At 35.2% G+C, this 14,808-nt stretch carries 15 protein-coding genes and 1 pseudogene; 7 read left to right on the top strand and 9 right to left on the bottom strand.

Annotation, left to right across the window (positions count from 1 at the left end; translation table 11 throughout):
* Complete coding sequence (dapA, locus tag BWZ41_RS02855) at nucleotides 1-879, top strand: 4-hydroxy-tetrahydrodipicolinate synthase (RefSeq protein ID WP_143689344.1); 879 nt, start codon at nucleotides 1-3, stop codon at nucleotides 877-879.
* Here the strand turns inward: dapA and BWZ41_RS02850 are convergent.
* The 3 genes from BWZ41_RS02850 to BWZ41_RS02840 form a co-directional block, all read right to left on the bottom strand.
* Nucleotides 872-1,378 (bottom strand): hypothetical protein, encoded by a 507-nt coding sequence (locus BWZ41_RS02850; protein WP_241653872.1) that lies wholly within the window; start codon nucleotides 1,376-1,378, stop codon nucleotides 872-874. The two genes, dapA and BWZ41_RS02850, sit on opposite strands and share 8 nt — an antisense overlap.
* A gap of 331 nt (nucleotides 1,379-1,709) precedes the next feature.
* Nucleotides 1,710-2,966 (bottom strand): group II intron reverse transcriptase/maturase, encoded by a 1,257-nt coding sequence (gene ltrA, locus BWZ41_RS02845; protein WP_177429443.1) that lies wholly within the window; start codon nucleotides 2,964-2,966, stop codon nucleotides 1,710-1,712.
* 975 nt (nucleotides 2,967-3,941) lie between these two features.
* Nucleotides 3,942-4,919: a quinone oxidoreductase family protein gene (locus tag BWZ41_RS02840; protein WP_143689343.1), complete on the bottom strand. Its 978-nt coding sequence runs from the start codon at nucleotides 4,917-4,919 to the stop codon at nucleotides 3,942-3,944.
* A gap of 319 nt (nucleotides 4,920-5,238) precedes the next feature.
* Between BWZ41_RS02840 and BWZ41_RS07850 the strand changes: the two genes are divergently transcribed.
* On the top strand, nucleotides 5,239-5,388 hold the full coding sequence (locus BWZ41_RS07850; protein WP_241653871.1) for a hypothetical protein: 150 nt from the start codon (nucleotides 5,239-5,241) through the stop codon (nucleotides 5,386-5,388).
* Entirely contained in the window at nucleotides 5,385-5,729 is a 345-nt protein-coding gene (locus BWZ41_RS07845) for a hypothetical protein (protein ID WP_241653870.1), read from the top strand. The genes BWZ41_RS07850 and BWZ41_RS07845 overlap by 4 nt, the downstream gene beginning before the upstream one ends.
* Before the next feature lie 45 nt (nucleotides 5,730-5,774).
* Here the strand turns inward: BWZ41_RS07845 and BWZ41_RS02830 are convergent, their stop codons facing one another.
* The 3 genes from BWZ41_RS02830 to BWZ41_RS02820 all read right to left on the bottom strand — a co-directional run bounded on the left by BWZ41_RS02830 (nucleotide 5,775) and on the right by BWZ41_RS02820 (nucleotide 8,429).
* The gene (locus BWZ41_RS02830; RefSeq protein ID WP_017531930.1) at nucleotides 5,775-6,311 is read right to left on the bottom strand and encodes a cytochrome c oxidase assembly protein; all 537 of its coding nucleotides are present in this window, start codon (nucleotides 6,309-6,311) and stop codon (nucleotides 5,775-5,777) included.
* Nucleotides 6,312-7,034 (bottom strand): Bax inhibitor-1/YccA family protein, encoded by a 723-nt coding sequence (locus BWZ41_RS02825; RefSeq protein WP_143689342.1) that lies wholly within the window; start codon nucleotides 7,032-7,034, stop codon nucleotides 6,312-6,314.
* Nucleotides 7,035-7,247: 213 nt separating this feature from the next.
* Nucleotides 7,248-8,429, bottom strand: a complete 1,182-nt coding sequence (locus BWZ41_RS02820) for a cysteine desulfurase family protein (RefSeq protein ID WP_143689341.1) — start codon at nucleotides 8,427-8,429, stop codon at nucleotides 7,248-7,250.
* A 134-nt stretch (nucleotides 8,430-8,563) separates the two neighbouring features.
* On the opposite strand from BWZ41_RS02820, the gene BWZ41_RS02815 reads away from it, so the two are divergent.
* Nucleotides 8,564-9,262, top strand: a complete 699-nt coding sequence (locus BWZ41_RS02815; RefSeq protein WP_143689340.1) for an alpha/beta hydrolase — start codon at nucleotides 8,564-8,566, stop codon at nucleotides 9,260-9,262.
* Nucleotides 9,263-9,503: 241 nt separating this feature from the next.
* On the opposite strand, the gene BWZ41_RS02805 is transcribed toward BWZ41_RS02815, so the two are convergent.
* Nucleotides 9,504-10,178, bottom strand: a complete 675-nt coding sequence (locus BWZ41_RS02805; RefSeq protein WP_143689338.1) for an ABC transporter ATP-binding protein — start codon at nucleotides 10,176-10,178, stop codon at nucleotides 9,504-9,506.
* Between the two features lie 26 nt (nucleotides 10,179-10,204).
* On the bottom strand, nucleotides 10,205-10,651 hold the full coding sequence (locus BWZ41_RS02800; protein WP_143689337.1) for a HesB/IscA family protein: 447 nt from the start codon (nucleotides 10,649-10,651) through the stop codon (nucleotides 10,205-10,207).
* 47 nt (nucleotides 10,652-10,698) lie between these two features.
* Between BWZ41_RS02800 and BWZ41_RS02795 the strand changes: the two genes are divergently transcribed.
* Nucleotides 10,699-11,880 carry a deoxyguanosinetriphosphate triphosphohydrolase gene (locus tag BWZ41_RS02795; protein WP_143689336.1) on the top strand — a complete coding sequence of 394 codons (1,182 nt, stop codon included), beginning with the start codon at nucleotides 10,699-10,701 and terminating at the stop codon, nucleotides 11,878-11,880.
* Nucleotides 11,880-13,046 (top strand): bifunctional diaminohydroxyphosphoribosylaminopyrimidine deaminase/5-amino-6-(5-phosphoribosylamino)uracil reductase RibD, encoded by a 1,167-nt coding sequence (gene ribD / locus BWZ41_RS02790; RefSeq protein WP_143689335.1) that lies wholly within the window; start codon nucleotides 11,880-11,882, stop codon nucleotides 13,044-13,046. Before BWZ41_RS02795 ends, ribD begins: the two co-directional genes overlap by 1 nt.
* 51 nt (nucleotides 13,047-13,097) lie before the next feature.
* On the opposite strand, the gene BWZ41_RS02785 is transcribed toward ribD, so the two are convergent.
* Nucleotides 13,098-13,646, bottom strand: a complete 549-nt coding sequence (locus tag BWZ41_RS02785) for a hypothetical protein (RefSeq protein WP_143689334.1) — start codon at nucleotides 13,644-13,646, stop codon at nucleotides 13,098-13,100.
* Nucleotides 13,647-13,744: 98 nt separating this feature from the next.
* On the opposite strand from BWZ41_RS02785, the pseudogene truB reads away from it, so the two are divergent.
* Nucleotides 13,745-14,807, top strand: a pseudogene (gene truB, locus BWZ41_RS02780) (tRNA pseudouridine(55) synthase TruB).
* Nucleotide 14,808: the final 1 nt, after the last annotated feature.

Here is a 14,808-nt window from a genome sequence, read left to right as displayed (position 1 = left end):
TTGAAATCTACATTTTTATGGACTGCTTGTGTTACTCCTTTTAATTGCAATGGAGATAGTATAGATTACCAAAGCTTGCAGTGTTTGCTTACAATACAAGCTGAAGCTAGAAATGGTATAATATTACTGGGTAGTACCGGTGAAAGTTTATCACTTACTGATTATGAAAAGCGTACATTAGTTAAATTTGTATGTAAACTAAAATTAAATACGAAAGTCATAATTGGTGTACCAGGAGTGAATCTATATCAGACTCTTGAATGGCTTGATTTTTGCAAGGATATGCCTATTTATGGTTATTTAATGACAACTCCCATTTACACAAAGCCCGGAATCATGGGACAGACTTTATGGTTTGAAAAGCTGCTTGAAAAATCACATGTACCAGCCATGCTTTACAATATTCCATCAAGAGCGGGAATAAATCTTCATCCTGAAACTGCACATAACTTATCTGACCATAAAAAATTTTGGGCTATCAAAGACTCAAGTGGAACTGTTGATACTTTAACTCAGTATAAGAAAGTTGCTCCAAATATTGAGGTATTTTGTGGAGATGATAATATGATATCCGATATGGCTGCTGAGGGTGCGTCTGGTCTAGTTTCTGTTGTTGCCAATGTTTGGCCAAGTGTAGTACATAAATATGTTAAGCAATGCATGAGTGGCAAGAACCCTCAAGCAGACAGTTGGCAACAAGCTTGCAAAGCTCTATTTACTGCCAGCAATCCAATACCTACTAAAGCACTCTTGCATGATACTGGGCTCATAAAACACAAAACTGTTCGTCTACCACTCAGCACAGAAGACTTGCCTTCTGTTGAGAAACTGAGGCAAGTCAATAAAATGATTCTTGGATGGAAAGAACTGACTAATTAGTAGGACAAGGACTATGACCAGTACCATCAACTTTCACACCGCTGTCAACTGAACTACCTGGCTGTTTATTTCCTTCTGGAAAAAAGCACTCAATTGCTTTATTAATTAAGAAACTTAAAGGAATACAAGCAATCACACTCACTACAAAAGTTAAAGCACCTATAGCTGCGGGTGATGTAAAACCAAGAGCAACTAGTCCTGCTCCAACTCCAAAAAAAACACCAATACTACTGATAGTATTTGCATAATTTTTAATTTTATATTCAGCGCTGTTGCTATATTCTCTCAAAATTTGTTCATGTTCTTTGGACATGCCTTTTGGTATATCTTTGAGATTTGTAGTTTTTGAGAAAAAACAAGCCTTGATTAAGCCTACTAATAACATTGCAGAACCAATGATTCCACCTGCAATGAGAGGTGGCAAGTTAACATAACTTAGAGCTAAACCTGCAAGAGCCCCAGTAACAGCGCCCATTCCTAGTGCTATTGTTAGTATCACTATTGTGCCTGCTGCTAGTTCTAGTTTTATCCAATTTTCTTTTCTAGGTTACTTTTTGCTTGCCTCGCCTCTTTTAACTGTTCTCTTGTATAGCTCATAGTATGTACCTTTACTTAAAATTAATAATATAATACTAGCATTTTTAGTTTATATAGTCAATTTATTAAGTAATTTTAATTGACTTTCAGCAAACTTTAGCCTTATATGTATGGTCCCAGAGTGTAATGATATATAAAACATGAGAACAAAAGGAGAGTAGACCAGGAGAACTTCCCTCCTGGCCCCTTCCAGAACCCTACGTGAAACTCGCGCTTCATAAGGCTCCCACTAGTCATTGCCCTAACCCTATACTCAATTTCCAGTGCACAAACAGACTTGGTCTGCTCTTTGCAGTTCTTTCTAGTACCTTAGCTGCTTTGGTTTTGTGTCCTCTCAGCTTTTTGTACTTTGTCTGGAACCACTTTCTGAGTTTCCTATTAAACATTCTTATTATGCTATCTAGTGCAGTTATATGATGCTTCCCGTAATAGTTAAACCATCCTCTCAGGATTGGATTACATATTCGTGATATATCTTCTATTTCCAAGTTTGTTCTTCTAGCAAATTTCCAGCTTCTAATTTCTTTCTTCATCTTGTTCAGACTTTCTTTACTTACAGTTGGAGTAAAGCTTACAAACAGACTACTATCTTTTCTATTTCGTACAAGTCTTTTTCGAAATTCATATCCAAGAAATGTAAATGATACATTCTCATGATTATCCCTTCGTTTTCCATCTTGACAATAGATAATTTTGGTCTTCGTATGTTTTATTTCCAATTTGCAAATCTTCAGTCTCTGTTCAAGTTGACCAAGAATTAGTTGTGCTTGACTCTTGCTTACACAATGTATAACACCATCATCAGCATATCTTGCACACTTTACACTTGGATATTCTCTTCTCATCCACATATCAAAGCTGTAGTGCATAAATAGGTTGCTTAAGATAGGACTTACTACACCCCCTTGCGGCACCCCACTGAGACGCTTTATTTTTGTCCCATCTTTTTGCTGTATCTCTGCACTTAGCCATCTTTGTATATATAAGAGAACCCACTTATTTGTGGTATGCTTTCTGACTGCTTTCATCAGTAGATTGTGGTCTATGTTGTCAAACATTCCCTTGATGTCGAACTCTATTAACCAATCTTGGTCGAAGCATCGCCTTCTCGTTTTTCCTATGGCATCTAATGCTGACTTATTTGGCCTATAACCATATGAATCCTCATCAAATACCTTCTCAAGTTCTGGTTCTAAAACACTTCTCACCACTTCCTGTGCTATACGATCGGCAACAGTTGGTATCCCAAGTGTCCTTGTTCCTCCTTCTGTCTTAATTATATCACAAGCCTTGACTGCTGGTGGAAAATAACTACCAGAAGATAGCCTATTCCATAGCTTGTAAAGGTTCTTGCTTAAGTCTTGATCAAACTTTTCAATTGTTAGATCATCAATACCTGCTCCTCCTCTGTTTTCTTTAACTTTTTTATAAGCCGAAAACACTAGAGATTTCGGTATATCAAAAGGCTTTGTTCGTTCAATCATTTTCATCCTCCTTCAAGTTGAATGATTTACTAAAGTCGACTAGCTCAACCCCTTCGCTCCATAGTCATTACAACCACTTCTTCACTACTACAAGTTGATCCGCCCCAGTGATTTGCATTGCTACTCTAAAGCTTGAGGATTAGCCTCTTGCTTATCTCGCTTTTCATCAAATCGACTGGTTCCTGCAGTTCCTTATTAAAGCCCAGATCAGACTCGCGCCACCTTTATGCCGAACACCACCTACACAGTAATCAGGTTTCTTGTAAGCTCATTAAGAGGAGAACGACTCACTCCTCCTTTCGATGTTCACTTCCCTTTTCGACACGTTCATCAGTGGTTCACTTACGTTCGCCTTTCTGATCCACACCTTCCAGCTCTTACGCTGATTTTTCCTTAACGCTTATGACCCTATCTCTTAAATAGAGCCACTTAAGGTGGTTTGAAACCTGCTCCTGAAAACCGACTTCGAAGGACCTTCCTTCATCTTCAATAAAGCTTCTCACAAACATTACTTTGTTTGTTACTGCAGCACACTGCCATTAAAGGAGAACTTATGATTACTGGATATATCAGAACAACAGAGACAATTCATAAAGCAATGTAAACTTTCTAAGTACTATAACCTCAACTCTAAAACTATTGTAAAACAGAAAAAAGCATTCATTTAAAAGAAAAATAACAGCTCCATATACTATTAAAGTGATAATACTTATAATGTTAGATGTGACACCAAATCTAATTTGAAATATAACTTATTTACTCAGCTTCTTTTGAAACTACTGTGAACATAATATCTATAGATAAAACATCGCATTACCACGCCACTAACGAGTAGCAGAATGACAAGTTTTTCAAACTAGTCCGGTAAAAATCTCAGTCAGTTCAGCTGTATGCTTTTAACTTTCCCAAAAAGAGAATTAACCATATGAAATTCTTGTTGATATGACTTAATGAATAATTATTTTAGGTTACTAATTTATTTTAAGAAACTTTGATGATATTTAGCCCACTTATTTTTCTATTTTCCATGTCACGATGAGCCTCTATTATTTCATCAAATTTATATTTTTTATTAATTCGTACAATTAAAAGTTTTTTTCTTATCATTTCAAAAATTTCCATTGCAGTAAGCACTAACGTAAGTCTATTGTGCTTGTAGTGATATATCGAAGTTCCAGCTGCAAATAACGAACGCGAACTAAGTAAAGAGAAATTAATAGGAGCATTACCTGATATCTGCCCATAGGAAACATATATGCCAAACTTACCTAAAGATTCAAAAGAGAGCTTGCTTGTAGCGTAACCTATAGGGTCATACACCGCACCTACTCCTCTATTTTTCGTAATCTCCATGATTTTAGAAACGAAGTCTTTATCATTGTAGTTTATTGCGTATGTGCAGCCACTTTGTAAAGCTATCTTTATTTTTTCGTCAGAGCTTATAGAACCTATCACTACACCTTTTTTATCCTTTGCCCATTGGCATATTATTTGCCCCAAACCACCATTAGCTCCATGAACTAGTACAAAAGCACCAGGCCTGATTCTATAAGATTGATTAACTAAATAGTGAGCTGTCATACCTTTAAACAATACTGCAGCAGCAACTTCATCAGGTATATCATTCGGAATTTTTATCAAATATTTCTGGTGTACAATGCGCTTTTCACAATATGCCCCTGGAGGAGCTGTGCAATATCCAACTCTATCTCCAACCTTAAGTCCATCACTAATTTTTTTACCAAGCTTTTCAACAACTCCTACTGCCTCTACTCCAAGTACTGATGGCAGATCTTTAATTTTGCGTGTACCTTTTCTGTGTTCTAAATCATAACGATTTAAGCCGATAGTTGTATGACGTATTAAGACTTCCTCATCTTTTGGCTCACCTATGCTCTTATCTACAAATTCTAATACTTCTGGCCCCCCAGTTTTTTTAATTTGTATAGCTCTAACCATGATAAATGTAAGACAAAAACTTTAATTATGTTATCTAGCAATTAATATTTTGCAAAATGTTATTTAGAGTTTATACACTACATAAGCGTATTGTTAATAGTTTTGAGGCACAAATTATGACAAACAGAGAAACTTGGCTTTATGGTGTTTTATTCAATGTGTTGTGTGAAGTGGATGAAGATGACGATTTAGATACTAATAATAAAAATAAAAGAAAGGTTAAAATGTAAAATGCAAAAATCAGATAAAAAAGGAGACTATTGTAAATATTTATATACTTCTTGGGAAAAAAGGATTTGATATTAATCACAGATTTGACTTGAAAGATTATGATGGCTTTCCAATAGATAGTCTTTTTTCCATCGCCATTAACTATAAACCGTACACTTTAACAAATCTAGCGCAAGTTTTAATAAAAGCAGGAACTAATGTGCAAAACGAAAAGGATATTTACATATCTGTGTTTTGACCCATTCTCCGGACATATTAAAGGCTCTCATAAAAGCGGGAGTGAATGATAGCCCAGATGAAAACTACAATGGAAACACTGCTTTAGAGTGTGTTGCTGAATTATATTGTAAGGATAAGTCAATTGAACGCAAAAATTGCTGTGAGATTCTAATTAAGCATACATTAGAAAAAAATCCCAACATAGAAATACCAGATTCTGTAAAAAATAATAAGGAGTTGGCTCAATGTTGGAATGCTTGTGAAGCAAATAATGAAGGATGGGAATTAGCAACAACGAACACTGAAACACAAGTAGTCAGTGTGCAAAAAGCAAATAAGAGCTCCTGCTCAATTCAATAGACCTGTTGCATAACTATTATTTTAATCACAATAGGAAAAGGTTTGTTATTTAAGCTTAAAAAACGTATACGATAGTGTTATTTCACTTAAATCTTTTGTACTATTGTCACGCATTATCTCAGGATCTATGTAAAAGGACACTGGCATAGCTGCTTTTTGTTTTGGCTGCAAAATTTGTTCTTCAAAGCAGAAGCATGCAACTTTATTGAAATACTTACCTGCTTTAAAAGGTGTGACATTATACACTGCCATTCCAAGCGAAGGCTGATCAGATAAATTTTCTGCATAATAAAACACTAAACTTTGTTGCCCTATATTCGTATCAATGTAGTTAGTTTCTGATTTAAAATTCCAAGGCAGACCGGACATTACATCAGCATTGAAGTAAATCCTGATTTTTTGGTCAGTTGCATTTATTGTTGTATTAGTTGCTTTTCTCGTTGTGCCACCATATCCAGTAGCTTTGCAAAAGATGCTATACAATGGCACCGAAGCATACGCAAGACACAGCATCAATACCACTAAAGATATTAGAAAGAAAGCTATAGAACCCTTACTATCCCTCCTTACAAAGGGGAACACCTAATCCCTATTATTAAATAAGTTAAGTAACCTAAGTAAATTGAGGAATATGTTAATAAAGTCAAAATAAAGGTTAGTTGCACCAAGTACTGCCAGCTTAGTAGTTGCAACCTCTGAGCCATCATTATACCTATAATAAACATCTTTAATTCTCTGAGCATCGTATGCGGTCATTAAAGTAAACACTATTACTGACACAAATGATATTGCAAAATAGAGTGGACTACTCCCAAGGAACAGATTAACTATAGATGCAATGATTAATCCCCAGATTCCCATAATCAAAAAAGAACCCATACTGGTCAGATCTTTTTTTGTAGTATTACCATACAAAGCCATAGAACCAAACATGATCGATGTAATGAAAAATGCTCTCGCTATATTTTCTGCAGTATAAATTATAAAGATATGAGATAAAGAAATTCCCATTAAAACTGAGAATAGAAAAAATACAGTAAGTGTTGACTGAGCACTTAGGTGTTGAAGCCTAAAAGACATATAAAACACCAATGCAACTGGAGATAGCATTACCACAAGCGATAGAACAGGATTGGAATAAATCACCTGGAAAAGACCAGAAAACACTGTTAAAAACGCAACAAGCCCTGTAACACCTAAAGCTAAAGCCATATAATTGTATACTTTAGTTAGGTAACTCCTGAGTCCAGTACTATAATAAACGCCCTGAGAGCGAATATCCTGTTCGTTTTTCATATAAGACATATGTAACTCCTTATTATCTCTTGATGATATATTATAATACAATACAGCATTTTTATCAATTATAAAATGACATACTGCAATTGCAATTGAATGGTGTGGTGTGCAATTAGAGAATTTCTTCCATAACTATAAGCAAGTCGGGTTTCAGTAGCATATAACTATTATAACAATTCTTGCCAATAGAAACTATTTTCACCATTCCATTTATCATGATTAAAGAGAAATAGTGAAAGTGGTTTTTGCATTTACTAAGGCATTCTTCTTATAGATACTATGCCAACAATCTACTATTTTTTCTATGTCTCGCGGTTTAATCTCTGGACCTATACTGATTCTAATTGAACATTCTGCTTGCTCTTTTGTTGCTCCCATTGCAAGCAAAACATGAGAAGGCCCAACTTTTCCAGAAGAACATGCAGAACCATTGCTGACTGCAATATTATTTAAGTCAAAGTGCATGAGCTGCAGATCATTCTTCACTCTTGGCATATAAATGAAACTTGTATTTGGCAATCTTTTAGAATTTTTGCCAAAGATCTTGATATCACTGACAAGACTTAATAACTCACACTCCAATTGATCACGCAGCTTCTCTACTTCATCCATTTTTGATAGAAGGTTTGGAATGTTTTGCAATGCAGCAGAAAGACCTACTATTGCAACAATATTTTCTGTACCACCACGCAATCCTTTTTCTTGCCCACCACCTATTATAGTAGGTTCTATTACAAGCTTTTTGTCAAATATTAAAACTCCACTACCTGCTATACCACCAAATTTGTGAGCAGATAAAGTAAGTAAATCCACTTCTAAATCTTCCATATTTAATTCGATTTTTCCAACACTTTGAGCAGCGTCAGTGTGACAGATTGCCCCGAATTTATGTGCCATTTTAGCTATTTCCTTAACAGGCTGGATAACTCCAGTTTCGTTATTAGCTATCATCACTGAAATTATTACTTTATTCCCTTCAAGTTCGCTTAGAATTTTTTCTAGCTCTAAAAAGTCAACAATACCCTCTTGATTAACGGGTATTATATGTGGATTATATGCAGAATTAAGAATTGAAGGATGCTCTGTAGCTGAAATTACATGCAGATAGCCTTTCATTCCTCTCATGACGAGGTTGTTTGCTTCAGTTGCACCAGACGTAAAAACTATTTCTTTATCATCTGGAATGCTAAGAGCATCAAGTACGTTATCTCTTACCTCTTTAAGAATCTTCCTCGCTTCTTGTCCTCTTTTATGCAGCGATGATGGATTTAGTGTTTGTTTTGACAAAATCTCAAGTATACTTTTTTTTACATTTTTACTCACTGGAGCAGTTGCATTATAATCAGCATACACGTAACTACTATCTTCCAGGGAGAATAAACTCACAGGCTTATTTGTCACTTACCATCAACCAATTATGTATGTTAACTTTAACACGATAAAAATTTATTGCAAAAACAGCGAAATTAATACATAATTAATAAACAATTTACATTATCAATCCCTGTCAAAACAGGTTTTTATTAGGAGTTATCATGGTAGAAGTCTTTTTAAATAATTCAACAAAAAAGATAGAAGGTAGATACCATCAAAGCAAAGATGCCAATGCACCGGTTGTGCTAATTTTACATCACCATCCCCAATATGGTGGTAGTATGGATAGTAAGATTATACATAGTATATATGAATCTTTTATCGATAATAACTTTTCTGCATTGACAATTAATTTTCGTGGCGTCGGAAAATCTACCGGAACTTTTGATAAGGGTATAGGAGAATTAACTGATGCTGCAGTAGCTATTGATTGGCTTCAGGAGCATAACTCTAACAACGTTCCAATTTGGATAGTCGGTTTTTCTTTTGGAGCATGGGTAGCTATGCAGTTGACAATGCGCCGTCCAGAGATAGTAAGTTTTGTTGCCCTTTCTCTTCCAGCAACTAAGTACGATTTCTCTTTTCTCTCTCCTTGCCCAGTTCCTGGACTTATAATACAAAGTAATAATGATACAATTTCAGAAGAAAGCGATGTAACAGAATTAGCACAAAGGTTAATAAATTCGGTAAAAAACAACCATATGGAATACCATATAGTAGACGATACTAACCACTTTCTAAGGGATAAAGAAGAGGAAGTAGCTCAAATTATAGATAATTATATAAAACTACGTTTAAACAGTGCAGCTACTTCTCCTCAGAAAGCTAAAAAAGAGATAAGGGTAAAAGAATATGCCTAACTTTACAAATGAGAGAAATGAATGTATTAATACAAATAAAAAAAGTCTTGTTATGTTTAGGCAATTATTATTTCTCGTTTTAGCGATATTTATGCTGTCAGGATGCTTTCTAAGTAAACAGCGTAAGTTAAAGAGTCCGTGTATAAAAAGCAATGAAGGCATTTCATGCGAATTATACTCCGTTAATGATCATTGGTTAAATAAGTACAAGTTATAGGTAGCTTTGTATTGCTTCTTCCATTCACAACTTTACTAATGATCGGTTTTTTAACTGAAAAATGTGATCTGCTTTTTCTGCAAGGATATAGTTGTGTGTTACTATAAGCATAGAGCTATTATTTTCCTTTACATATGAATGTAATAGCAAAAACACATTCAAAGAATTTGTTGGGTCTAAATTTCCCGTTGGCTCATCTGCAAGTAAAAGCTTTGGAGAGTTTACAATGCTTCTTGCAATTGCAACCCTCTGCCTTTCTCCACCAGAAATTTCAGATACCATACTACTTGCTTTACTTTCCAGACCAAATTTTTCTAATATTGCTTGCGATTTTTTTTTTGCTTCAGCTTTGCTTCTTCTCGCAATAAGCTGAGGAAGCATAACGTTTTCCAACACTGATAACTCTTGTAATAAATAGTGAAATTGATAAACAAAGCTAAGAAAATTTCTTCTTACATGAGTTTTATATTTATTGCTGGCTTGCGTGCAATTTACCCCATCTATTGTCACTACACCTAAAGTTGGCTCATCCAGTAGGCCTGCGATTTGTAATATAGTTGTTTTTCCTGATCCCGAACTACCAATCAATGCAACTACTTGCCCCCTTGTAAGACTCAGATTGATATCTTCTACAATAGCAGGACTTTTTTTGAAGCTCTTACTTACAGAAGCTAGCTCTAGTGTTACACCACTACCCATATTATAAAAAGATCCAAGAGGGAGAATTAGACCGAGAAACTGTTACCACACCCACATCGAGACTTAGCGAGAGCATTCTTGATTTGAAAACCAGAACCACTGAGATCTTCAGTATAATCTATAGTTGAATTATTTAAAAATTTTGCTGAACAATTATCAACCATTAACACAGGGTTTCCATTCTCATCATTAATTACTATATCTTTACCTTTTTCACTAAAACTGGAGTGGCTTCTATAATCCTCGCTATCTTCGTCATCGTCAAAATCGTCGTCTTCATCATCGTCAAAATCGTCACCCAAAGACATCTTCTTATTTATTTGATCCATAAGAAAATTATACTTGAAGCCAGAGCATCCACCACCTGAAACTGCAACCCGCAAAACAGAACTCTCATCTCCTTCCTGTTCTACAAGGGAGTGGATTTTCCTTAATGCATTGTCAGTTAAGCTAATATTGTAATCTATTGACATAACAACTACCGTCCATTATTGATAACCTATTATAGTAGAAATTTTACATGTCAAACAATAATTTTCTATTAAGTTACGCGTGCTTTCCAAATAAAACAAAAGGAAGAAATTTTAAAGAGCCAGAAGATGAAAATCGCAGCTGCTTTCAGCGTGATAGGGACCGAATTATTCACTCTAATGCGTTTAGGAAACTAGGATACAAAACACAAGTTTTTATCAATTATGAACATGACTACTATCGCACTCGGCTAACTCATAGCCTTGAAGTTGCACAAATTGCAAGATCCATCGCACGCAGGCTTAGATTAGATGAGGACATCACTGAATGCATAGCGCTTGCACATGACCTTGGTCATCCTCCATTTGGTCACACAGGTGAGGATGCTCTAGTTCAAGTTGATAAGGAGAAGTATAAGTTTGATCATAATGTTCAAGCTATAAGGATTTTAACTTATCTTGAAAAAAAACATGCTGACTTTAATGGCATGAATCTAAGTTGGGAAGTGATTGAAGGTGTTGCAAAGCATAACGGTCCCTTGCTTGGTCAAAACGCGGAGTCTTCTACAAATAATCAGCTGTTATTAAAATATAATGAAAAATATGATCTAAAACTTGAGGAATTTTCAAGCATTGAAGCACAAGTTGCTTCAATTGCCGATGATATTGCTTACAGTGTTCACGATCTTGATGATGCACTCAGGGCAAATTTAGTAACCATCGAAGATTTGCTTAATGTTCCCTTAATTGGCAAAATGTTTAAAGGCGTAAGGAGTGAATACTCAGACTTGCCTCAGAGCAAACTCATACATGAATCACTGAGTAGAACTATAGGAATTATGATAAATGATGTCGTTTTTCAGACTGAAAGAAATATTGAAGATCACAAAATAAAAAGCGTAGAAGATGTAAGAGGTCTAAATATAATGCTAGTCACATTTTCACCAGAAATTGCAAATGCCACAAAAGAGATAAAAAAATTTAACATGGAAAAAATATACAGAAGCTACAAATTGAATAGAACAATGAACAAAGCAAAACGTATAGTACAGGAGCTTTTTCAATGCTTTTATGAAAACCCAGGGTTATTACCTATAGAGTGGAACAAGCTTGCTTGTGAATCTCAGCGTTCAGTAATAATATGTGATTATATCTCAGGTATGACAGATAGATTTGCCATACACGAACACAGAAGAATTTTTGATACCTCATACGAAATGACTTCTTTCTAATGACTGATGATTATTTCATGTCGATCGCATTAAAACTTGCAGAAAAAAGTCTTGGAAGTGTTGCACCAAACCCTGCTGTTGGGTGTGTCATTGTAAAAGACGGTATAGTGATCGGTGAAGGCTACACAGGAATCGGTGGACGTCCACATGCAGAAGTAGTTGCTTTACAAAATGCTAAAGACTTAACTCATGGTGCAGTTATGTACGTCACTCTCGAACCATGTTGCCACTTTGGAGTTACAGAACCTTGCACTGCAGAAATCATAAAATCAGAAATAAGAAAGGTAGTGATTGCAGCAATTGACCCAGATAATAGAGTTTTAGGCAGAGGCATAAAAGCCTTAGTAGATGCAGGAATTGAAGTAAAACAAGGTATTATGCAGAAAGAAGCAGAGAAGCTGAATGTTGGCTTTTTTACCACCAAAAAACTTCACAGACCATTCATAGCTTGCAAAATCGCAACAACTCTTGATGGGAAAATCGCAACACTTACAGGCAACAGCAAATGGATAACAAGTGAAGATACAAGAAATTGGGTGCATGAACTCAGAGCAAAATACGATGCAATTATGATTGGCAGCAATACCCTTGTTAGTGACGATCCACTCTTAACTTGCAGATTACCAAGACTCAAAGACAGGTCGCCAATAAGGCTAATTATCGATAGCCAAGGGAGATTGAAGGAAGAGCATAATATTGCAAAAACTGCAGACAAAGTAATAACTTGGGTAATCACAAATAAGGAAGTAGAGAGAAAAATAAAAGACATTAATTATTTGATAGTTAATACACCTCCTGTCATCCCAGTGCCCAGACCAGAAAACTTCAAGCAATTGCATAATGAAAACTGGTCACGCGCTGGAATGACATCGGAACCTGATGTTATTGGCAAAGTCTGCTTAAAGGACATGGCATCAAAACTTGTTTCAGAAATTGGTATAACAAGGTTATTAGTTGAAGGTGGAGGAATATTAATTACAGAGCTACTGAAGTATAATTTAATCGACAGGCTGATAATCTGCCGTAGTGGTAAAATTTTAGGCAACGATGCCACTCCTTTTATAGGGAATTTAGGAATTCAATTCATTAACAACTGTTATCAGTTCAAAAAAGTAGAGATAATAGAGTTCAGTGAGGATGTAGTTGAAATGTGGGATAGAGTATAGTAGTTTTATATTCTTGAAAGAAAGAGGTAGAAGTCTCTACCTCTTTACCATTTAGTTTTTTTGAAATCCTTTACTTTCAAATATTTGAACAACTTGAGGATCTTCCAATGAATTCTTAAGTGCTTCACTAAATTTACCTGAATCCAATTTGTTAGTCACTTCAGACTTGTCAGCTTTATTATTCAACTCAGTCTTGTCAGCTTTTGCATCCAGCGCAGATATATCAGCTTTGTTATTCAATTCAGCTTTAGTAGCTAAATCTTTAATTTTTTCTTCAATTTCTGTTTTAGCTGCTGTTTCAGCGCCTGCTTTAGCTTCACTTATTTCTTCATTCTTATGCATTTGCTGATATGAAGCACAAGCTGCTGCAGCAAAATATATAGCTGCAATAAATAGAACTGCAATTGCAGCAAAGAGACAAATAATAAAAATTGCAAGCTCAGGGCCACTAGGACCTAAAAAAACTAAAGGTGGAGGAGTTCCTTTAAGATTCCGTATTATTGTTATTGCTGTTGCTAAAGATGCAATTGCAAATGTAGCTTCAACACCCATTTTTGTTATAGGCACTATGTTTTTTAATTTCCATATACTTGTAGTCATAATTACTTAGCTAAGATTAATAATAAAATTAATTTTATATTAACAAATTAATATTTTACCTACTTTCTAAATTGTTACTAATTATATAAGATTGATATATGATAAATGGTTGGCTCAATTTTGATAAACCAATAGGAATGAGTTCTGCACAAGCTGTAACTCAAATTAAAAGGATTTTTGGAATAAAAAAAGCCGGACATTTGGGAACACTTGATCCTTTGGCTTCAGGTATATTACCGATCGCTCTTGGTGAAGCAACAAAAACTATACCGTATTTATCTTGTAACTTAAAGGCATACAATTTCACAATCAAATGGGGAAAGCAAACAACTACGGATGATTTGGGTGGTGATATCATTAGAACTAGCACTATAAAACCTGAATATAACCAAATAAATTGTGTGATTAAGGATTTTATTGGTGAGATAACACAAACTCCTCCTCAATTTTCAGCAGTAAAAATCAAGGGAGCAAGAGCATATAAATTAGCAAGAAGTGGGCAAAAGGTAAATATAAAACCTCGACAAGTCAAAATACATGAACTGAAGATGATATTTTTGGACACCATAAATAATAGTGCCGATCTTTCTATGATCTGCGGTAGCGGCGTATATGTAAGATCAATTGCTCGGGATCTTGGCATTGCATTAAATTGTTTTGGACATATTACACAATTAAGAAGAACGATGGTAGGTGATTTTAAGGAAGATGAATCAGTGACAATTGAGCAACTTACTAAAAAAAACACAACAACTTACTCTCCGATGTCATCCCAGTGTCAAGCACTGGGATCGAGATATACAAATACTTACAAATCATGTAATGGACAAAAGATTCTAGGAGCATATGTCAAAAACAATGTTCGTGATGCAATAAGCTTGATCCCAGTGCTTGACACTGGGATGGCAGAAGATGATGGAGGTAATACAAAAAGTTTCATCATCCCCATTGAATCTGCTTTAAAATCGATGTTCAAAGTTGAAATTTCCTTGGAGGAGGCGGAGAAAATCAGAAAAGGTCAAGAAATTATATTAAATAACTTGCGTGGTTTAAAGAATTATGATATTTTTTTGTACGATAGTGGGTGATGTGCCCATTGCAATTTGCAGTTTTACTCATGGTTATGTGAAGCCTGTTCGTGTTTTTAATATTTTGAAATGAG

Source organism: Wolbachia endosymbiont of Nilaparvata lugens (assembly GCF_007115045.1).
Taxonomy (GTDB): Bacteria; Pseudomonadota; Alphaproteobacteria; order Rickettsiales; family Anaplasmataceae; genus Wolbachia.
This window is presented reverse-complemented; position numbering and strand designations above follow the sequence as displayed.